This window comes from Pseudomonas sp. MF08831 (assembly GCF_059862645.1).
Map to the genome: position 1 here is coordinate 70103 of NZ_JCBCUX010000002.1, position 20590 is coordinate 90692.

The following is a 20590-nucleotide window of genomic DNA, read 5'->3' on the forward strand; positions in this document are numbered from 1 at the left end:
CGCGGAGCGCCTTCGATGTTGAAACCTGCGAAGAAACTGCAAAAAGTCCTGATCGCCAACCGCGGCGAGATCGCGCTGCGTATCCTGCGCGCCTGTAAGGAAGAGGGCATCAAGACCGTCGCTGTTTACTCGACGGCCGATACCGAATTGATGCACGTGAAACTGGCGGACGAGAGCATCTGCATCGGCCCGCCACTGGCGACCAACTCGTACCTGAAGGTCTCCAACATCATCGCGGCCGCTGAAGTGACCGGCGCTGATGGCATCCACCCAGGCTACGGTTTCCTTGCGGAAAACGCCGACTTCGCCGAACAAGTGGAAAAATCCGGGTTTGCCTTCATCGGCCCGAAAGCCGAAACCATTCGCCTGATGGGCGACAAGGTATCGGCCAAGGACGCCATGATCGCTGCCGGCGTGCCAACCGTTCCAGGTTCCGATGGCCCACTGCCTGAAGACGAGGCAACCGCTCTGCGCATTGGTCGCGAAGTCGGTTACCCGGTGATCATCAAGGCCGCCGGTGGCGGTGGTGGTCGCGGCATGCGCGTGGTCCACAAGGAAGAAGACCTGATCGAAGCCGCCAAGCAGACCCGCTCCGAAGCGGCTGCCTGGTTCGGCAACCCGATGGTTTACCTGGAGAAGTACCTGACCAACCCACGTCACGTGGAAGTGCAGGTACTGTCCGACGGCCAGGGCCACGCCATCCACCTGGGCGACCGCGATTGCTCGCTGCAACGTCGTCACCAGAAGGTACTGGAAGAAGCTCCGGCACCGGGCCTGGACGAAACCGCTCGCCAGGAAGTGCTGGCGCGCTGCGTCAAGGCGTGCATCGACATCAACTACCGTGGCGCCGGTACGTTCGAGTTCCTCTACGAGAACGGCCGCTTCTACTTCATCGAGATGAACACTCGTGTGCAGGTAGAGCACCCGGTGTCGGAGATGGTCACCGGTATCGACATCGTCAAGGAGATGCTGAGCATCGCCGCCGGTAACGTGCTGTCCTTCACCCAGGACGAGGTGAAGATCCACGGCCACTCCCTGGAGTGCCGGATCAACGCCGAAGACCCGAAAACCTTTATCCCGAGTCCAGGCCTGGTCAAGCATTTCCATGCTCCAGGCGGCAACGGCGTTCGCGTCGATTCGCACCTGTACAGCGGCTACAAGGTTCCGTCCAACTACGACTCGCTGATCGGCAAGCTGATCACCTGGGGCGCCACGCGCGACGAGGCCATGGCCCGCATGCGCAACGCCCTGGACGAAATCGTGGTAGACGGCATCAAGACCAACATCCCGCTGCATCGGGACCTGGTGCGTGATGAAGGCTTCTGCGAAGGTGGTGTGAACATTCACTACCTGGAACACAAGCTGGCCAACCAGTAAGTGCTCCACCCCACAAAGCCGCCTTCGGGCGGCTTTGTTGTTTCTGAGCCCTCTATTCTGAAGATGTCTATCGTTCAAATGTGGGAGGGGGCTTGCCCCCGATGAGGTAGCGCCAGTGAATGCATCCGTGTCTCACCCACCGCCATCGGGGGCAAGCCCCCTCCCCCATTCGGTCCGTGTTCATTCAGCACAGTCGTCTTCTGCTGTTCGCTCGCGTAAACTTGCGCGCTTTCGCGACCCCGCCGTCGCACACTCATTTTTTTCAAAGGTGCCCGCCATGCCTTGGCTGCAAGTCCGTCTCGCCATCAGCCCAGAACAAGCCGAAACCTACGAAGACGCTTTTCTTGAAGTCGGCGCCGTCTCGGTGACATTCATGGACGCCGAAGACCAACCGATCTTCGAACCGGAACTCAACACCACCCCTCTGTGGTCCCATACCCACTTGCTGGCCCTGTTCGAAGACGGCACCGATGCCGCCGCCGTGCTGGCCCATATGGAGTTGCTCACCGGCGGCCCGCTGCCCGAGCACCACAGCGAAGTGATCGAAGACCAGGACTGGGAACGCAGCTGGATGGACAACTTCCAGCCGATGCGCTTTGGCCAGCGCCTGTGGATCGTACCGAGCTGGCACGCCGCACCTGAGCCGGACGCCGTCAACCTGCTGCTCGACCCGGGCCTGGCGTTCGGCACCGGCACCCACCCGACCACCGCACTGTGCCTGGAATGGCTGGACGGCCAGGACCTGACCGACTGCAACGTGCTGGACTTCGGTTGCGGCTCCGGGATTCTGGCGATTGCCGCCCTGCTGCTGGGCGCCAAGGAAGCCGTCGGCACCGACATCGACGTGCAAGCCCTGGAGGCCTCCCGCGATAACGCCGGGCGCAACAACATCCCTGAGGGCAAATTCCCCCTCTACCTGCCGGAGCAATTGCCCCAGGTGCAGGCCGATGTGCTGGTGGCGAATATCCTCGCCGGGCCTTTGGTTTCGCTGGCGCCGCAGTTGTCGAGCCTGGTCAAGCCGGGCGGTCGCCTGGCGCTGTCGGGCATTCTTGCCGAGCAAGGTGAAGACGTGGCTGCGGCCTATGCCGCGGATTTCGATCTGGATCCGATCGCCAACCGTGATGGCTGGGTACGCATCAGCGGTCGTCGGCGCTAGAATGAGCGCTTGCCTGAATCGGATGGCCGCATGACCGACAGTTTCGTCACCCAGTGCCCGCATTGCCAAGCGCGCTTTCGCGTCAGCCACGCTCAACTGAGCGTGGCCCGTGGCGTGGTTCGCTGCGGCTCGTGCCTGCAAGTGTTCAACGCCGCGCGCCAATTGCTGGAGCAGCGCGCCAGCACCTCGGCGCCGGAACCCGAGCAGCCAAGCGTCGCCGAACACGCCGTTGAGCCGGCGCCCCAGGCACCGCGGGCCATCAGCCAGAAACAGTGGACCGCCGAAGAGCTGGACCTGGACAACCTGGACCTGGACGAAGAACTGGCCAAGCTCGAACGCCGCGAGATTCAACACACGCAACCGCTCGGCGCGGAGCGTCGCCAGGCAAGCAGCGAGCGCCGGCAAAAAGAAGATGCCCTCAGCGCCAGCCGCGACACCGTCAAGGCCGAAGAAGAAAAATGGGCCGCCAGCCTGTTCAGCGAGCCACCCGAAGAGCGCACCCAGGCAAGCGAAGACGAACCTGAATCGGCCAAGACGCCTGCGACCAAGCAACGCACCGAGCCGTCGATGTCGTTCAACATCGACGATATCGACGATGAGCCCCCGCTGCGTTCTTCACCTGATGACGACGATGACGACCTCGACCCGCCGTTCACGCCGCTGACGGCGGCAGCGGACGCGCCGGACCCTGAAGACCGCCCGCAACCGCGGCGCAAGCGTGCGCGCACGGAAACCAGCGTTCACGACGATGTACTCCAGGACCTGGAAGACGACCCGCTGCACCTGTATGCGCAGAAACGTCCGACGAGCTGGGGCCGTCGCCTCATCTGGATAGTCCTGGTGCTGCTGGCCGCCGCGGGCCTGGCGGGCCAGTACATCGCCTATCAATTCGACGACCTGGCTCGCCAGGACGCTTATCGCCCGTGGTTCCAGCAACTGTGTCCAACCCTGGGTTGCACCGTGCCATCACGGGTCGATATTGCCCACATCAAGAGCAGCAACCTGGTGGTGCGCAGCAATCCCGAGTTCGCCGGGGCGCTGGTGGTGGATGCAATCATCTATAACCGCGCCACGTTCTCGCAGCCCTTCCCGCTGCTGGAGCTGCGCTTTGCCGATTTGAACGGCGGCCTGATTGCCAGTCGTCGCTTCAAACCGGCCGAATACCTCAGTGGTGAGCTGGCCGGGGTGAGCGAAATGCCTTCGCAGACACCGATCCATATTTCCCTGGATATCCTCGATCCAGGCAATAAAGCCGTGAATTACAGCCTGAGTTTCCACTCACCCGAGTGAGGCGCCGCGCACGCCGAGGTTTGACGGCAGATTATTGACTGGGCACTGCGCAACCAAACCGACCGCGATAAAGAAATAACTGTTCAGATTTTATCCAATTCAGCCTTTATCCAGTCATCGAGAGCGGGTATCATGCCAACCCTTTTTCGAACTCTAATGATCCGGCCCCACAACAGGGAAGTCCTATGTCGGCGGTACGCATCGGCCCATACACATTGCAAAACGGCTTGATCCTCGCCCCGATGGCGGGCGTCACCGACCAGCCCTTTCGTCAGCTGTGCAAGCGTTTGGGCGCGGGTCTAGTAGTCTCTGAAATGGTCACCAGCGACATGAGCTTGTGGAACACCCGCAAATCGCGGATGCGCATGATCCACGAAGGTGATCCCGAGCCCCGCTCGGTACAGATCGCCGGTGGCGATGCACAGATGCTCGCGGACGCGGCCAGGGCCAACGTGGAGTTGGGCGCACAGATCATCGACATCAACATGGGCTGCCCGGCCAAGAAGGTCTGCAACAAGGCCGCCGGTTCCGCCCTGTTGAAAGATGAGCAATTGGTAGCCGAGATCCTGCAGGCCGTTGTCGCCGCCGTGGATGTGCCGGTCACCCTGAAGATTCGTACCGGCTGGGACCGGGACAACAAGAACGGCCTGACGGTGGCGAAGATCGCCGAACAGGCAGGCATTACAGCGCTGGCGGTGCATGGCCGCACCCGCGCCGACCTTTACACCGGTGAAGCCGAGTACGACACCATTGCCGCGATCAAGCAGGCAGTGTCGATCCCGGTCTTTGCCAATGGCGATATCGACTCAGCCGAGAAAGCCCGGCGCGTGCTGCACGCAACCGGTGCCGATGGCTTGTTGATTGGCCGGGCCGCCCAGGGGCGGCCATGGATTTTTCGTGAGATCGAGCATTTTCTGCGTACTGGCGAAGTCATGCCGGCACCGGAGCTGATCGAGGTGGAACGTATTCTGCTAGAGCATCTGGCCGCCCTGCACGCCTTCTATGGAGACGTGATGGGAGTACGCATTGCTCGCAAGCATGTCGGCTGGTATCTCGCAACCTTGCCGGGCGCCAGGGAGTTTCGCGCCCACTTCAATCGTTTGGATGATACGGAAGCACAGTGCGCCAACGTTCGTGAGTTCTTCAGCGAGCGTTACAAGAGCCTGGGGACAGGGGACGGAGAGGGGGTGGCCGCATGACGATGATGACCGAGACTTTAGTGAGTGGAACAACACCCGTGAGCGACAACGTCAATTTGAAACAGCACCTCAACACGCCGAGCGAAGAAGGCCAGACCCTTCGCGGGAGTGTCGAGAAGGCGCTGCACAATTATTTCGCCCACCTAGAGGGCGCTTCCGTCACGGACGTGTACAACCTGGTGCTCTCCGAAGTCGAGGCGCCCTTGCTCGAAAGCGTGATGAACTACGTCAAGGGCAACCAGACCAAAGCCAGTGAGCTGCTGGGCCTCAACCGTGGCACCTTGCGCAAAAAGCTCAAGCAGTACGATTTGCTGTAAGCATTCAATCAAACCAGAAAGGCGCCCGCGTAAAAAACGGACGCCTTTTTTGCTGACTCCTTTGCTTTTGATGGAAATTGAAATGACCGACCAGACTACCCGCCTGCCGATCCGCCGCGCCTTGATCAGTGTTTCCGACAAGACCGGGATCCTCGAATTTGCCCGGGAGCTGGAAGCCCTGGGCGTGGAAATCCTCTCCACGGGCGGGACCTTCAAACTGCTGCAGGACAACGGCGTGGCCGCAGTAGAAGTCGCGGACTACACCGGTTTCGCAGAAATGATGGACGGTCGGGTCAAAACCCTGCACCCGAAAATCCACGGCGGGATCCTCGGTCGTCGCGGTATCGACGACGCCATCATGAGCGAGCACGGCATCAAGCCGATCGACCTGGTGGCCGTTAACCTGTATCCGTTCGAAGCCACCATCAACAAGCCAGGCTGCGACCTGCCGACCGCCATCGAAAACATCGATATCGGCGGCCCGACCATGGTTCGCTCGGCAGCCAAGAACCACAAAGACGTGGCCATCGTGGTGAACGCCAGCGACTACGCCAACGTGCTGGAAAGCCTGAAAGCCGGCGGCCTGACTTACGCCCAGCGTTTCGACCTGATGCTCAAGGCGTTCGAACACACTGCCGCCTACGACGGCATGATCGCCAACTACATGGGCACCGTGAACCAGGCGGCTGACACCCTCAGCACCGAAGGCCGCAGCCAGTTCCCGCGCACCTTCAACAGCCAGTTCATCAAGGCCCAGGAAATGCGCTACGGCGAGAACCCGCACCAGAGCGCGGCGTTCTACGTTGAGGCCAAACCTGCTGAAGTCGGCATCGCCACCGCGACCCAACTGCAAGGCAAAGAGCTGTCCTACAACAACGTGGCCGACACCGACGCCGCGCTGGAATGCGTGAAGAGCTTCGTCAAGCCGGCCTGCGTGATCGTCAAGCACGCCAACCCGTGCGGCGTGGCCGTGAGCCCGGACGCTGAAGGCGGTATCCGCCAGGCGTACGAACTGGCCTACGCCACCGACACCGAATCGGCCTTCGGCGGCATCATTGCCTTCAACCGAGAGCTGGACGCCGAAACCGCCAAGGCCATCGTCGAACGTCAGTTCGTTGAAGTGATCATCGCCCCAAGCGTGAGTGAAGAAGCGCGCGCCATCGTTGCCGCCAAAGCCAACGTGCGCCTGCTGGCCTGTGGCGAGTGGTCGGCTGACCGTGCGGCTGCCTGGGACTACAAGCGCGTCAATGGCGGCTTGCTGGTACAGAGCCGCGACATCGGCATGATCGGCAGCGAAGACCTCAAGGTCGTGACCAAACGCGCGCCGACCGAGCAGGAAATCAACGACCTGATATTCGCCTGGAAAGTCGCCAAGTACGTTAAGTCCAACGCCATCGTCTACGCCAAGAACCGCCAGACCATCGGTGTCGGCGCCGGCCAGATGAGCCGCGTGAACTCGGCGCGTATCGCCGCGATCAAGGCTGAGCATGCCGGTTTGCAGGTAGCCGGTTCGGTGATGGCTTCTGACGCGTTCTTCCCGTTCCGTGATGGCCTGGACAACGCCGCCAAAGCCGGCGTTACCGCAGTGATCCAACCGGGCGGCTCGATGCGTGACGCCGAAGTGATCGCCGCCGCTGATGAGGCTGGCATTGCCATGGTCTTCACCGGCATGCGTCACTTCCGCCACTGACAGATTGATCCCAAGCGGGCACTGGCCCTCTGTGGGAGCTGGCTTGCCTGCGATGCGGGCGCCTCGGTGTATCAAGTACACCGAGGTGTTGCTATCGCAGGCAAGCCAGCTGCCACGGAAACGCGGTCCACGGTGCTCCCAGAATTTGCGTCATCCGAGGTTTTTGAAATGAATGTTTTGATCATTGGCAGCGGTGGCCGTGAACACGCCCTGGCCTGGAAAGTTGCCCAGGACCCCCGCGTCCAGAAAGTATTCGTCGCACCCGGCAACGCTGGCACCGCCATTGAAGCCAAGTGCGAAAACGTCGCCATCGACGTGTTGGCCCTTGAGCAGTTGGCCGACTTCGCCGAGAAAAACGTGTCCCTGACCATCGTCGGTCCGGAAGTGCCGTTGGTGGCTGGCGTCGTCGACCTGTTCCGCAGCCGTGGCCTGGACTGCTTCGGCCCGACCGCCGGCGCAGCCCAACTGGAAGGCTCGAAAGCCTTCACCAAAGACTTTTTGGCCCGCCACAAGATCCCGACGGCCGACTACCAGAACTTCACCGAGATCGAGCCGGCCCTGGCGTACCTGCGTGAAAAAGGTGCACCGATCGTCATCAAGGCCGACGGTCTGGCCGCCGGTAAAGGTGTGATCGTGGCAATGACCCTGCAAGAAGCCGAAGACGCGGTGCGCGACATGCTCGCCGGCAACGCATTTGGTGACGCCGGTTCCCGCGTGGTCATCGAGGAGTTCCTCGACGGCGAAGAAGCCAGCTTCATCGTGATGGTCGACGGCAAGAACGTCCTGCCAATGGCCACCAGCCAGGACCACAAACGCGTCGGCGACGGCGACAGCGGCCCGAACACCGGCGGCATGGGTGCTTACTCCCCTGCCCCGGTGGTCACCGCTGAGGTACACAAGCGCGTGATGGACCTGGTGATCTGGCCGACCGTGCGCGGCATGGCCGACGAAGGCAATGTGTACACCGGCTTCCTGTACGCCGGCCTGATGATCGACAAAGCCGGCAACCCGAAAGTCATCGAGTTCAACTGCCGCTTTGGTGATCCGGAAACCCAACCGGTGATGCTGCGCCTGCAATCGAGCCTGGTGCTGCTGGTGGAAGCGGCCCTGGCCCAGGCGCTGGACAAGGTTGAAGCGCAATGGGACCCGCGTCCGAGCGTTGGCATTGTGCTGGCAGCCGGTGGTTACCCTGGCGACTACGCCAAGGGCGATGTGATTGAAGGCCTCGACGCAGCTGCTACGCTGGAAGGCAAGGTGTTCCATGCGGGCACCGCGCTCAAGGATGGCAAGGTTGTAACCGCAGGTGGCCGTGTATTGTGCGCCACCGCAATGGGTGCCAGTGTCGACGCCGCGCAGCAACAGGCGTACAAGCTGGCCGCGAAAATCGACTGGAAAGGTTGCTTCTACCGCACGGACATCGGCTACCGCGCCATTGCCCGTGAACGTGGCGAGAACCAATAAGTAACTGCCCTCCAGTCGCTATCCGTTCGGTTAGGCAAGGGCCTCTGGCCCTTGCCGTACCCATGTCGCCCCGCGCATAGTTAACCCGTGCAATCAACCTACGAAGGGATTTCGCCGTGCGCTGGCTCAGGATCGCCATAGGTTTCACAGTCAGTCTGCTGACCCTGCTCTGCTTGTTCCCGGCCCAGGCCGCCGCGCAAGGCAGTGGATGGGCAGTATTGCTTGATGAACAGGCCGACCTGCAACTGAGCGATATCCGCTCCGCCCGCTACACCAATCAATTTAGCCCCATCGAACTGGACCGGATTACCGCCGCCGAGCCGGACGGTGCGCTGTGGGTACGTTTCAAGCTGCAACCTGGCAAGCACGAGCAAGTGCTACGGGTATTTGCCCCCGACCTGTCCCACCTGAGCCTCTATGTACTGGACGGCGACACCCTGGTGGAACAACAAAGTACCGGCACCCGCCAGCCGCAGGCGGAACGCCCGCTGCCCAGCAGCGATTTCATGCTGCCGATGCCCCAGAGCCAGAAGCCCCTCGAGGTGTACCTGCGCCTGGTGTCGGAACACGAACTGCGCCCCTACATCACCCTGGAGCCGGCCGTACTGGCCGCCGCCAACCAGAACCAGACGCTGATCTACGGCCTGTTGTTCGGCTGCCTGCTGATGCTGATCCTGCACAACCTCACGCGCTTCGCCTACCATCGCTCGCGCAGCAGCCTGTGGTTGGCGGCCTGCGAGTTGCTCTTGATGTTGAGCCTGGCACTGTTGCTCAACCTGGTGGGGCCGTGGCTGCCGAACTGGCACGCTATCCAGACCCCGGGCGCCTACCTCGCCCTGCTGCTGACCGCGCCGTGCGGGCTGATGTTCGCCTACCGGTTCTTCATGCCGCTGGGCCCGCACCCGCTGAACAAACTGTTGATGGCCGACATCCTGCTGATCGTGCTGTGCGGCCTGCTGCTGTTGTTCGTCAACACCTTGCCGCTGAACATCATCACCTACGCCCTGGTGGCCCTGGCCGGTCTGAGCATGCTGTTTGTCTCGGCCTACCACTGGCAGAAAGGCTACCGGCCGGCACGTTTGTTCGTGGCGGGCATGGTGGTGTTCAACATCGGCACACTGATCATCCTGCCTGCCCTGCTCGGCCTGACGCTGGTGGCGCCGCAAGGCTTGATCGTCACGCTGCTCGGTTTTATCTGCCTCAGCGGCCTGCTGATGAGCCTGGCCCTGGGCGAACGCCAGCGCGCAATTGTCGAAGCGCGCTTCAGCCTCAGCCGCGACCTGGCGGCCAGCAATGCCGAGATCGCCGCCAAAGCCGAGTTCCTGGCGAAGATCAGCCACGAAATCCGCACCCCCATGAACGGCGTGCTGGGCATGACCGAGCTGCTGCTGGGCACGCCGCTGTCGGTCAAGCAGCGTGACTACGTGCAGACCATCCACAGCGCCGGGAACGAACTGCTGACGTTGATCAACGAGATCCTCGACATCTCCAAGCTGGAGTCCGGGCAAATCGAGCTGGACGACGTGCAGTTCGACCTCAACGCATTGATCGAAGACTGCCTGAGTATCTTCCGCGCCAAGGCCGAGCAACAGAACGTCGAACTGATCAGCTTTATCCAGCCCCAGGTGCCCCGCGTGATCAGCGGTGACCCGACGCGTCTGCGCCAAGCGCTGTTAAGCCTGCTGGAAAATGCCCTGCAAAAAACCGACGAAGGTGAAGTGCTGATCGTCGTTGCACTCGATGAACGCAGCACCAAGCCGCGCCTGCGCATTGCCGTGCAAGACAGCGGCCTGCCGATGGAAGCCGCCGAGCGCGACGCGTTGCTGCACAGCGAACTGCACAGCAAGAACTTCCTCTCGGCCACGCGCTTGAGCGGCCACCTGGGCCTGGTGATCGCGCGACAGCTGATCCTGTTGATGAATGGCGAGTTCGGCATCAAGAGCGGCAGCCATCAGGGCAGCACCCTGTGGTTGACCCTGCCGCTGGACCCGGAACGCCTGGAACACCCGACCTCCGACCTCGACGGCCCGCTCAAAGGCGCACGGGTGCTGGTGGTCGACGACAACGACACCTGCCGCAAAGTGCTGGTGCAGCAATGCACGGCCTGGGGCTTGAACGTCAGCGCCGTGCCGTCCGGCAAAGAAGCCCTGGCGTTGCTGCGCACCAAGGCGCACCTGCGCGACTACTTCGACGTGGTCCTGCTGGACCAGAACATGCCCGGCATGACCGGCATGCAACTGGCCGCCAAGATCAAGGAAGACCCGAGCCTGAACCACGACATCCTGTTGATCATGCTCACCGGTATCAGCAACGCGCCGAGCAAGATCATCGCGCGCAACTGCGGGATCAAGCGCATCCTCGCCAAACCGGTGGCCGGCTACACGCTCAAGACCACGCTGGCCGACGAACTGACCCAGCGCAGCAAAGGCGTGGTGCAGCCGCGCGCGGCCATCAGCGCGCCGGCAGCCGTGACCGTGCCGGCCGATTTCCGCATCCTGGTGGCCGAAGACAACAGCATCTCCACCAAAGTGATCCGCGGCATGCTCGGCAAGCTCAACCTCAACCCGGACACCGCCAGCAATGGCGAAGAAGCCCTCGAGGCGATGAAGGCTCAGCGTTACGACCTGGTGCTGATGGACTGTGAAATGCCGATCCTCGACGGTTTTTCCGCCACCCAGCAACTGCGCGCGTGGGAAGTCAGCCACCAACGCATTCGAACGCCGGTGGTCGCACTGACGGCGCACATCCTGTCGGAACATAAAGAGCGCGCGCGCCAGGCCGGGATGGATGGGCACATGGCCAAACCGGTGGAGTTGTCGCAGTTGCGCGAGCTGGTGGAGTTCTGGGTGGCGCAGCGCCAGCAACGACCGGAACACGCGCCTTCCTGACCTGAAATACAATCAAAATGTGGGAGCGGGCTTGCTCGCGAATGCGGTGTGTCAGTCAATGCATCTTTAACTGATCCACCGCATTCGCGAGCAAGCCCGCTCCCACATTTGATCTGCGCCGCCTGTTAGACTCACCCCATCTTTCCGCCCGCGAGCCGCCCTCATGCTCCACGTGTTATTCAGCGTTTACCTGAAGATGCTGGTGCTCTACAGCCCGTTCTTCGTGCTGTCCTGTTTTATCAGCCTGACCCGCGGTTACTCCAGCAAGGAGCGGCGGCGACTGGCCTGGAAAGTAGCGCTGGCAACGCTGGTGTCGAGCGTGTTGCTGTACCTGTTCGGGCGAGTGATTTTCAGCGTGTTCGGCATCACCGTGGACGCTTTTCGCATTGGCGCCGGCAGCGTGCTGTTCATCTCGGCGCTGGGTATGGCCCAAGGCAAGTCGGCAGTGCAGACCGACAACGTGCAGCAGGACGTGACCATCGTGCCGCTGACCATCCCGCTCACTGTCGGCCCGGGCACCATCGGTGCGCTGCTGGTAATGGGTGTGAGCCAGCCGCACTGGGATGACAAGATCATGGCCATCCTCAGCATTGCCCTGGCCAGCCTCACGGTGGGCGTGGTGCTGTACCTGTCCAATCGCATCGAACGCATTCTGGGCGACCAGGGCTTGCAGATTGTCAGCCGGTTGATGGGATTGTTCGTGTGCGCCCTCGCCGCGCAGATCATCTTTACCGGCGTACGCGGTTACCTGGTGCCCTAGATACGGTACTTGGCGATGGCCAGCTGGACCTTGTCACCGGCGCTCTCACGCATCAGCTGGAGCGTCGTTTCGTTGACCACCGCGGTATTGAGCACCAGGCAGGTTTGCCCGCTGAAGGCCTCGAACGAGGCGCTGTCCCATTCCAGAAAGGGCAAGCCCACCTGTTTGCTCACACCGTGGCTGCTGTAGGTCACCAGCACCATCATCACTTCCCCTTCGGTTTCGGCGCAGGAAGCCAGGCCGAAATCACCGCCCTGATGCACCGAGCTATTGCGTTTGAACAGGTCGAACGTCGCGGGTTGCTGCTTCAACGCCTCCAACGCATCCGCCGCCAGCTTGGGCAGTGCGGTGAGCAAAGGTCCGGCCAGTGACGTCGAGGCCAGCATCGCCGCAATGATGTTCAGCGCCGCCAATTGCACGGTCAGGCCTTTGCCCGACCGCGTGACCCGCTCGAAGCGGCTGCGCACCGGCAGCCAGCCCAGGCTGACCATCACCTTGATAAATTCGTCGTACCAGGCTTCGGTGCCGCGCTGAACCTTCAACACATCGCTGACGTAGCTGCTCGCAAGCAAGTAGCTCTTGCGAACGTATTCGCGGTTCAAGGCGGACATCCCCTCGATAAACGAGATCACGCCGTTGTTCACCACCGCTGCATTGCTGTCATCGTCCGCGCCCATCGGCACAGAGGTCTGTGCACCCGGCGCTCCCGGCAACTTGTAGGCGGCAATCAACTTGCGCCTCTTTACGCTGTTGATCCTTCGGTGCTGTCGCTCCATTTTCAGTTCTCCACAAGCACCCCACATGGGGCGTGTGTTCACACTAGTCCAGCCGCGAGCGCGCTTTCCAGGCCACAAACATCACTTGCCGGCATGCGACAAGTCCCGCCACCCAACGATTGCTGGGCGGCCCGTGGGCCCTTCCGGATTTCGTCGATAAAAAAAGAAAAAGCCCCGAATAACGGCGGGCGTTCACCCAGCGTTACTCGGAGCTTTCCGGCGTGCGACAGGCCGTTTTCAGGAGGCGGGTTTTTCACCATACCAGCGCGGCGTGTACACCCACTCACCGCCACCGGCGCGCGCAAATACGCACGTGGTGGACGAGCCAATCAGCACCATGGTGCGCATATCGACCTGTTCGGGCGTCAGTTGCCCAAGCGTGGTGACACGCAGTGTCTGGCCTGGACGACCGATATCGCGCCCCAGCACCACCGGCGTTTCAGGCGTGCGGTGCAGCGCGACGATTTCCAGCGCGCGCCCCAATTGCCATGGCCGCGAACGCGAGATCGGGTTGTAGAACGCCAACGCCAAGTCGGCCTGGGACGCGAGGTCCAGACGCTTTTCGATGATCGACCAGGGCTTGAGGTTGTCCGACAGCGACATCACACAGAAGTCATGCCCCAGCGGCGCACCCGCTTGCGCAGCGGTGGCAAGCGAAGCCGAGACGCCTGGCAGAATCTGCAGGTCAACCTGATGCCAGGCCGGGTCACTCGACTCATGCAAGGCCTCGATCACAGCCGCCGCCATGGCGAACACGCCGGGGTCACCGGACGATACCACCACGACTGAGCGCCCTTGCGCAGCCAGCTCGAAGGCATGGCGCGCACGCTGCATTTCTTCGCGGTTATCGGTGCAGTGCTGCACCTGGTCGTCACGAAATGGCCCGGCCATGCGCACATAGGTTTCGTAACCGAGCACATCGGTGCAGCGCGCCAGTTCAGCCTTGACCGCCGGCACCATCAATTCGGCGGCGCCAGGGCCCAGGCCAATCACCGCCAGACGGCCGCGCGGGCGACCAACATGCGCCAGGTCCAGGGGCTGCTCGGCGACGCTGATGACGATGTCCGCCTCCTGCGTGACGCTGGAAAACAGCAGCGGCACACTCAATGCCAGCGCAGCCTCGTGCAGCGAAGGTTCGGCCATCTGTGTATCGCTGGCCAACACGCAGGCCAGGGATTGAACGGCAATACCCGCGTCGTGCAATGCCGCCCGCACGCGCTCAGCCAGGTGCGCGCCGGGCTTGCAGGTGACGCACACGTTCTGCGGGTAAATCAGCAACTCGTTGGCGGCGGGCACGCGCTCGGCGCTGCCCACATGAATCGCCAGGCGTGCCTGCTGATCCTGCGGCAGATTGGCCTGAGCCAGCCAGGGCGCTGCGCCTTCGATGCGCACGCTTTCGCCAGCCAGCAGGTCCGAGACAAAACGCTTGCCCAGCTCCAGATCCGCCAGTTGATAACCCGCAGGCGGGTTGAGCAGGCAGGTGCCGAACCGCAACTCGCCACTGGTGGTGATCGCGGCAGACACGCCCAATGCAGCGCCAATGTCGCGCGCCATCACGTTCACGCCACCGAGGCCGCCGAGCAACGGCACCACGGCGCTGCCGTCTTCCGCCACGGCCAGCACGGCGGGCTCCTCGCCTTTTTCCAGCAGCAGCGGCGCCAGGGTGCGGATCACGATGCCGGCAGCGCACAGCGCAATCAGCGGCGTACCCTGTTGATACAGCTGGCGCAGGGTCGCGCCGAACTCGCTGTAGGTCTGGTCGGCGCCTTCAACGCGCCCGGCCAAACCGTGGATCAGCGCCCCGGGGTAAACCTGCGCAATTTTGCGCGCCGTGGCCAGGCTGCCCTGGCCCAGAATGACAATCGCCGGGCGCATCAACCTTGCCACCGTTCGCCGGGCACGATGATCAGCGAGAAGTACGGCGAAGACGCCGGGTCGACCTGATCCAGCGGCACGATTTTCTGGTTGGCCATGGTCGCGCGCTCGACATACAGCGCGCGCTCGGCCAGGCCGAGTTCTTCCAGCACCTGACGCACCTTGGGGAAGTTACGCCCCAGCTTCATGATCACCGCCGCATCGGCATCCGCCAGGCGACGCTTGAGGTCGTCGTGGGGCAGCACGCCCGAGAGCACCGACAGGCTCTGATTGCGATACACCAGCGGCGCGCCGAGTACCGAGGCGCCGCCGAGCATCGAGCACACGCCGGGAATGACCTGGGCGTCATAGCGCTCGGCCAGGCGGTCGTGCAGGTACATGTAGGACCCGTAGAAGAACGGGTCACCTTCGCAGATCACCGCCACGTCGCGGCCGGCGTCCAGGTGCGCGGCTACGTCCAGGCTTGCCGTGTCGTAGAAGTCGCTGATGACTTGCTCGTAGGACAGCGGCGCCGGCAGCACTTCGGTGGTCACCGGGTACACCAGTGGCATCAGGGTCTGCTGCGCAACCAGGTGGTCTTCGATGATGCCGAACGCATTGCCCTTCTTGCCCTTGGCCACGAAGTACGCCACCACCGGCGATTCGCGCAGCAGGCGCAGGGCCTTGAGGGTGATCAGTTCCGGGTCGCCGGGGCCCACGCCCAGGCCGATCAAACGTCCGCGTGCCGACATTATTCGACCTCCGTGGCCAGGGCGTTGACCGCAGCGGCCGCCATCGCACTGCCACCCAGACGCCCTTGCATGATCACGAACGGCACGCCACGGCTGTCTGCTGCGAGCATCGCTTTGGATTCGGCAGCGCCGACAAAGCCGACCGGGAAGCCCAGGATCAATGCAGGTTTTGGCGCGCCGGCATCGAGCATCTCCAGCAGGTAGAACAGCGCGGTCGGCGCGTTGCCGATCACCACCACACTGCCTTCCAGGTGCGGGCGCCACAGCTCCAGGGCAGCAGCGGAACGGGTGTTGCCCAACGCGCGCGCCAGTTCCGGCACGCTGTCGTCGCGCAGGGTGCAGATCACCTGATTGTTGGCCGGCAGGCGCGCACGGGTTACGCCTTCAGAGACCATCCGCGCATCGCACAGGATCGGCGCACCGGCGGCCAGCGCATCGCGCCCGGCCTTGCCTGCGCCTTCGGAGAACTGCAGGCCATCGATGGCCTCGACCATGCCGCAGGCGTGGATCACCCGCACCGCGAGTTTTTCCAAATCAGCCGGGATGCGGTCCAACTTGGCTTCCGCGCGAATAATGGCGAAGGAGTTGCGATAGATCTCCTGACCGTCGCGGATGTAATCAATCATCGGTGTTGCTCCGTGAGCGTGCGCGTAACAGGGCGCCCGCCGCTTCAATGGAAAGAGTGCGCGCGTGCAGCCGGCCGAAACCTGGCTGGGCTGCATCGCGAAAATAGACGTCGTAGTGGCCGGGGCTCACTGCCAGTAACGTGACTGGCGCGGTGTGCGCGGCCGCGCAGGAGCGTGCGCAGCCGGATAAGTGCACCTCAACGCCAGGTTGCAACGCGGCCAATTGCAGGGCGTCGGCCTTGGTATCGGCCAGGCCTTTGCCACAGCCGCTTGAGCCGGTGCAGGCGATCAGGCGCGCCAGGGGCTGGTCGACTGAGCAGAGAAAGCCCAGGTGCTCCAGACGCTCAGTCACTGCGCCGTGGCTTTTAATGTTGGGCAGCAGCACGCCCTGCCATGGCGTGAAACGTAAAGTGCCGTCGCCCAACTCCATGGCCAACTGCGCGGCGCCTTTGAGCATGGTTGAATCCAGGCGACCCAGCGGTGCAACGGCGGCGACGTAGAATTGATCTTTTTGCCGCTGTGGATAACTGCCCAAGTGCAGCAAAGCCCCACTGGCCGGGCGTTTGAAGCCCTCCACCGGCAGCAGCGGCAGGCTCAGACGGGCCAATAAGTTATCCACAGACACATGACGCATGCGGGTTTGCGTCGGTGTCGCCAAGTCGAGAAACAGCTCCAGCACTGCAACGACCAGGGCATGACCTTGCGCCAGGGGCACGGCCGCCACCGGCGCATCCAACCCAGGGCAACCCGCCAGCCCGAAGGCCAATAATGTTTCGCCATCGCGCTCAAACGCCGACAGCCACAGGTCGTGGTGATGCTCGAGCATTGCCAGGGCTTCACCGCCATCGAGCTGCACGGCGAACTTGGCCGACAACTCATGGAAACGTGGATGGTTTTGCAAGGTCGCGAGGATCTGCCCGGCCAACGGTCGGGTGTCGAACAACATTTGAGTGTCGATACCGGCGCTGGGGCTGAGCATCAGGTTGCGCACATCATCGCCAGCAGCGTTGTTCGGGCCCAGGCCTGCGGCCAGCAGCGCGGCGATCAAGGCCTGCAGCTCGGCACCGATCCCGCGAATCTGCAGATTGGCGCGGTTGGTGGCCTCGATCACTCCACCGGCGTAGGCCTGGGCCGCGTCCGCCACGGCCACCGCTTGCGCGGCGCTGATGGACCCACCGGCCAATTTGATCCGGCAAATGCCGCCATCCAACGCCTGGACAATACGCAGCAACCCCGGACAAGCCGAGGGGCGCAAGGTGTTCAGAGCAGGTGTTGGGTTCACGGGGCTACCGGTTGACGGGTAAAGGCGCGGTATTATGCCTGCTTTGTCCGGCGGCATGAAAAGCCTGCCCGTCGGATGTCGTTCAAGGAATTGATATGTCGCCCTGGCTGACGGTAGTAGGCATCGGTGAAGACGGCTTCAAGGGGCTGGGCAGAAACGCCCGGCATGCCCTGTTGCGCGCCTCCCGGATTATAGGCGGCCAGCGTCAGTTGGACCTGTTACCGGTGTGTATTCGTGGTGAGCGGCAGCTGTGGCCGAGCCCGTTTTCCCTGGCGCCCGTGTTGGCGCAACGCGGCGAGCCTGTGTGCGTGCTGGCCAGCGGCGACCCGATGTTCTATGGCGTGGGCGCCAGCCTGGCGCGGCAGGTGGCGGCTGAAGAGTTGCTGGTTTTACCGGCGCCGTCGTCGGTGTCGCTGGCGGCGGCGCGATTGGGCTGGCCGTTGCAGGACCTGGTGACGTTGTCGGTGGTGGCGCGGCCGCTGGCGGCACTGAATGCGCATCTGGCCAGCGGCGTGCGGTTGCTGGTGTTGAGCAACGATGGCCGCAGCCCTGCGGCGATTGCTTCGCTACTGGTTCAGTCCGGGTTTGGTGCCAGCCGTGTCAGTGTGTTTGAACACGTGGGCGGCGCGGATGAACAGCGCATTGACGGGCTGGCGGTTGATTGGCCACACGCCTCGGTTGCGGATTTGAATCTCGTCGCCATTGACTGCGTGGCCGACGCCAACACACCGCGCCTGTCGCGCCTCGCCGGCCTGCCGGACTCAGCCTTCCAGCACGACGGTCAACTGACCAAGCGTGACGTGCGCGCCATGACGCTCGCCCGCCTCGCACCGATGCCCGGCGAGTTGCTCTGGGACGTAGGCGCAGGCAGTGGCTCCATCGGCATTGAATGGATGCGTGCCCATCCCAGCTGCCGCGCGCTGGCGATTGAAGCCGACGCAGGCCGCCAAGGCCTGATCGAACATAACCGCGACGCCCTTGGCGTGCCCGGTTTGCAATTGATTCGTGGAAAGGCGCCGGACGTGCTGCACGGTTTGGAAGCACCAGACGCGATCTTCATCGGTGGCGGCGTCACCCGCGACGGCGTGCTCGACACGTGCTGGCAGCACCTGCGCCCGGGCGGCCGTCTGGTCGCGAACGCCGTGACCTTGCAAAGCGAAATGACCTTGATGAACTGGCGCGCGGAGCACGGCGGCGAGCTGACCCGCATTCACGTGGCGCAGGCCCAGCCGCTGGGCGAGTTCGACACCTGGCGCCAGGCGTTGCCGATTACCTTGCTGGAAGTGGTCAAGCCGTTATGAAACGCATCCTGCTGTTGGGCGGCGTGACCGAAGCGCTGGCCATCGCGCGTACGCTGGGGCCTGAACATATCTACAGTCTGGCCGGTGTGGGCCGGGTGCCTACCGACCTCACCTGCCACGTGCGCGTCGGTGGGTATGGCGGGGTTGAAGGGCTGGCGCAGTTTGTTCGCGATGAACACATCAGCCTGATCCTCGATGCCACCCATCCGTATGCCGCCCAGATCAGCCGGAACGCCGCGCAGGCGGCGCGGCTGTGCGGCATCCCTTGCTGGGCGCTGCGCCGTCCGGCGTGGCAACCGCAGGCCGGCGATGACTGGCGTGAGGTGAGTGATTGGGCCGAGCTGGTTGAAGCGTTGAGGCCCTTCAAGCGCCCGTTGTTCACACTGGGGCGCGAGCCGTTGCAGCATCTTGATGAGATCCCCGCCGATCAGCTCTGGACGCTGCGCGCACTGGATGTGTATCCGGGCAATGCACGCTGTGAAGTCATCGGCGCACGTGGGCCGTTTCTGATTGAAGACGAGCGCGCGTTGTTTGAGCGGCGTGGGATTGATGTGTTGATCAGCAAGAACAGCGGCAGTACGGCGACCGAACCGAAACTGGAAGTGGCGCGGGAGCTGGGAATACCGGTGCTTGTCTTGAAGCGTCCAGTGCTGGCTGCGGTAGATCGAGAGTTCACCGACGTGGCTGCGGTGCTACAGGCCGTCAACATTCTCTAAACATCACCTTTCCAATGTGGGAGCGGGCTTACTCGCGAAGGCGCTGGGTCAGCCAATCAATCACTGGCTGACCCACCGTTATCGCGGGCAAGCCCGGCTCCCACATTTGGTTTGTGGCGGGTGCAAAATTTGCCCAGGCACAAATAAGTGTGGGAGCCGGCTTGCCTGCGATGGCGGTGGGTCAGTGAGCCTGGCCGTTACTGATCCACCGCCTTCGCGAGCAAGCCCGCTCCCACATTTGGAACGGCGTTATCAGGCTGCAGTTTTCGTTTGTCCGACGCCCTTGTGCACTCGATCGGCCAGCAACTGCGCCAGCTCAATCAACTGCGCAACGCCGAGCAAATTCTCTGGTTTCGGGCCATCCAGGTCAAAGGCAAGGTCGCAGCTCAGCGCATTGGCCGAGGCGAGTGTTTCGCTGAGTTTTCAGCGGTGTACGGAGACTAGAGTTCCATCTTCCTAGGGACAACCTTGAATCTTTGTCGGACGTTCCTATACGCCTCCATCCACCGCCGAACACAAACCAGCCCCCACAGGGTTCAGCGTCACGCTGAATGTCGCGGCGCATCTGCAAAATTGGCAATCTGTGGTTCCCGGCTATCCTGTAGACAACCACTGCGACACCAAACCACACCGGCCTTTTTTACTTATCCCCACCGATCAGGCTAAATACGCACCTGATCGCTTAACCCTACGGATTGTCCGCCATGGCCCGTCAACGCTTTGCAATTGTGTGGATCGCCTGCTTTGCAGTGCTGTTCAACGCCTTTGCCATGCCGATGGCAAGTGCGATGCAGCAGTCCAGCGACCCTGTTCAGCAATTGCTATGGGGCAGTTTTTGCTCCTCCAATGGCGCCAGTCTGAAGACCATTGCCCTGGGCAAGCTCGACATTCCGGCGCCGCAGCAGGACGACCACTCCACCATGCAGCACTGCTGGTGTTGCTCGGGCTCACCGCCTTTGGTGGCCTTGCCGGGGCATGTGCCGCAGTTGTATCTCACCCGTTTTGCAGCGGCGCAGAGCCTGCCGCCGCCTTCATTGCAAGCCCCTACCCCGCGCCAGCAATGGCCGAGCCTCAACCCGCGCGCGTCTCCAACGGTCTGATTTCTTCGCAAGTGAACTGCGTTTAGAACCGTTCTGGAGAACTGC

The 20590-nt window shown here is 62.7% G+C and carries 17 protein-coding genes and 1 pseudogene; 12 read left to right on the plus strand and 6 right to left on the minus strand.

Annotated elements, in window-relative coordinates; translation table 11 throughout:
• The first annotated feature begins 15 nt into the window (after positions 1–15).
• The 9 genes from accC to AC19YS_RS03790 all read left to right on the plus strand — a co-directional run bounded on the left by accC (position 16) and on the right by AC19YS_RS03790 (position 12138).
• Complete coding sequence (accC, locus tag AC19YS_RS03750) at positions 16–1377, plus strand: acetyl-CoA carboxylase biotin carboxylase subunit (protein WP_500600972.1); 1362 nt, start codon at positions 16–18, stop codon at positions 1375–1377.
• A gap of 277 nt (positions 1378–1654) precedes the next feature.
• Positions 1655–2533, plus strand: coding sequence for a 50S ribosomal protein L11 methyltransferase (prmA, locus tag AC19YS_RS03755; RefSeq protein ID WP_106577697.1), 879 nt, complete (start codon positions 1655–1657; stop codon positions 2531–2533).
• Positions 2534–2563: 30 nt separating this feature from the next.
• The gene (locus tag AC19YS_RS03760) at positions 2564–3823 is read left to right on the plus strand and encodes a DUF3426 domain-containing protein (protein ID WP_200624060.1); all 1260 of its coding nucleotides are present in this window, start codon (positions 2564–2566) and stop codon (positions 3821–3823) included.
• 185 nt (positions 3824–4008) lie between these two features.
• A complete protein-coding gene (gene dusB, locus AC19YS_RS03765; RefSeq protein ID WP_119737806.1) occupies positions 4009–5022 on the plus strand; it encodes a tRNA dihydrouridine synthase DusB in 1014 nt (337 codons plus the stop codon).
• The gene (gene fis, locus AC19YS_RS03770; protein WP_002555375.1) at positions 5019–5339 is read left to right on the plus strand and encodes a DNA-binding transcriptional regulator Fis; all 321 of its coding nucleotides are present in this window, start codon (positions 5019–5021) and stop codon (positions 5337–5339) included. The genes dusB and fis overlap by 4 nt, the downstream gene beginning before the upstream one ends.
• A gap of 82 nt (positions 5340–5421) precedes the next feature.
• On the plus strand, positions 5422–7029 hold the full coding sequence (gene purH, locus AC19YS_RS03775) for a bifunctional phosphoribosylaminoimidazolecarboxamide formyltransferase/IMP cyclohydrolase (protein ID WP_500600976.1): 1608 nt from the start codon (positions 5422–5424) through the stop codon (positions 7027–7029).
• A 168-nt stretch (positions 7030–7197) separates the two neighbouring features.
• On the plus strand, positions 7198–8490 hold the full coding sequence (gene purD / locus AC19YS_RS03780) for a phosphoribosylamine--glycine ligase (RefSeq protein ID WP_106577691.1): 1293 nt from the start codon (positions 7198–7200) through the stop codon (positions 8488–8490).
• A 116-nt stretch (positions 8491–8606) separates the two neighbouring features.
• Positions 8607–11378 (plus strand): hybrid sensor histidine kinase/response regulator, encoded by a 2772-nt coding sequence (locus AC19YS_RS03785; protein WP_124416319.1) that lies wholly within the window; start codon positions 8607–8609, stop codon positions 11376–11378.
• Between the two features lie 163 nt (positions 11379–11541).
• Positions 11542–12138, plus strand: a complete 597-nt coding sequence (locus AC19YS_RS03790) for a MarC family protein (protein ID WP_017253590.1) — start codon at positions 11542–11544, stop codon at positions 12136–12138.
• On the opposite strand, the gene AC19YS_RS03795 is transcribed toward AC19YS_RS03790, so the two are convergent.
• The 5 genes from AC19YS_RS03795 to cobG all read right to left on the minus strand — a co-directional run bounded on the left by AC19YS_RS03795 (position 12135) and on the right by cobG (position 17485).
• Positions 12135–12914 carry a hypothetical protein gene (locus AC19YS_RS03795; protein ID WP_179606190.1) on the minus strand — a complete coding sequence of 260 codons (780 nt, stop codon included), beginning with the start codon at positions 12912–12914 and terminating at the stop codon, positions 12135–12137. The two genes, AC19YS_RS03790 and AC19YS_RS03795, sit on opposite strands and share 4 nt — an antisense overlap.
• 237 nt (positions 12915–13151) lie before the next feature.
• The gene (gene cobJ / locus AC19YS_RS03800; RefSeq protein ID WP_119737815.1) at positions 13152–14789 is read right to left on the minus strand and encodes a precorrin-3B C(17)-methyltransferase; all 1638 of its coding nucleotides are present in this window, start codon (positions 14787–14789) and stop codon (positions 13152–13154) included.
• Positions 14789–15523: a precorrin-2 C(20)-methyltransferase gene (locus AC19YS_RS03805; RefSeq protein ID WP_177410092.1), complete on the minus strand. Its 735-nt coding sequence runs from the start codon at positions 15521–15523 to the stop codon at positions 14789–14791. Before AC19YS_RS03805 ends, cobJ begins: the two co-directional genes overlap by 1 nt.
• Positions 15520–16146 carry a precorrin-8X methylmutase gene (locus AC19YS_RS03810; protein WP_119737817.1) on the minus strand — a complete coding sequence of 209 codons (627 nt, stop codon included), beginning with the start codon at positions 16144–16146 and terminating at the stop codon, positions 15520–15522. Before AC19YS_RS03810 ends, AC19YS_RS03805 begins: the two co-directional genes overlap by 4 nt.
• Positions 16139–17485 (minus strand): precorrin-3B synthase, encoded by a 1347-nt coding sequence (cobG, locus tag AC19YS_RS03815; protein ID WP_500600979.1) that lies wholly within the window; start codon positions 17483–17485, stop codon positions 16139–16141. The genes AC19YS_RS03810 and cobG overlap by 8 nt, the downstream gene beginning before the upstream one ends.
• A 38-nt stretch (positions 17486–17523) precedes the next feature.
• Between cobG and cbiE the strand changes: the two genes are divergently transcribed.
• Together cbiE and AC19YS_RS03825 are read left to right on the plus strand one after the other, a co-directional pair.
• The gene (cbiE, locus tag AC19YS_RS03820) at positions 17524–18729 is read left to right on the plus strand and encodes a precorrin-6y C5,15-methyltransferase (decarboxylating) subunit CbiE (RefSeq protein ID WP_500600981.1); all 1206 of its coding nucleotides are present in this window, start codon (positions 17524–17526) and stop codon (positions 18727–18729) included.
• The gene (locus tag AC19YS_RS03825; RefSeq protein WP_179678296.1) at positions 18726–19445 is read left to right on the plus strand and encodes a cobalt-precorrin-6A reductase; all 720 of its coding nucleotides are present in this window, start codon (positions 18726–18728) and stop codon (positions 19443–19445) included. The genes cbiE and AC19YS_RS03825 overlap by 4 nt, the downstream gene beginning before the upstream one ends.
• 252 nt (positions 19446–19697) lie before the next feature.
• Here AC19YS_RS03825 and AC19YS_RS03830 read toward each other — a convergent pair.
• Positions 19698–19865, minus strand: a pseudogene (locus tag AC19YS_RS03830) (DUF6124 family protein); the annotation flags it as partial.
• A 284-nt stretch (positions 19866–20149) separates the two neighbouring features.
• Between AC19YS_RS03830 and AC19YS_RS03835 the strand changes: the two are divergent.
• Positions 20150–20545, plus strand: coding sequence for a DUF2946 domain-containing protein (locus AC19YS_RS03835; protein WP_106577683.1), 396 nt, complete (start codon positions 20150–20152; stop codon positions 20543–20545).
• Positions 20546–20590: the final 45 nt, after the last annotated feature.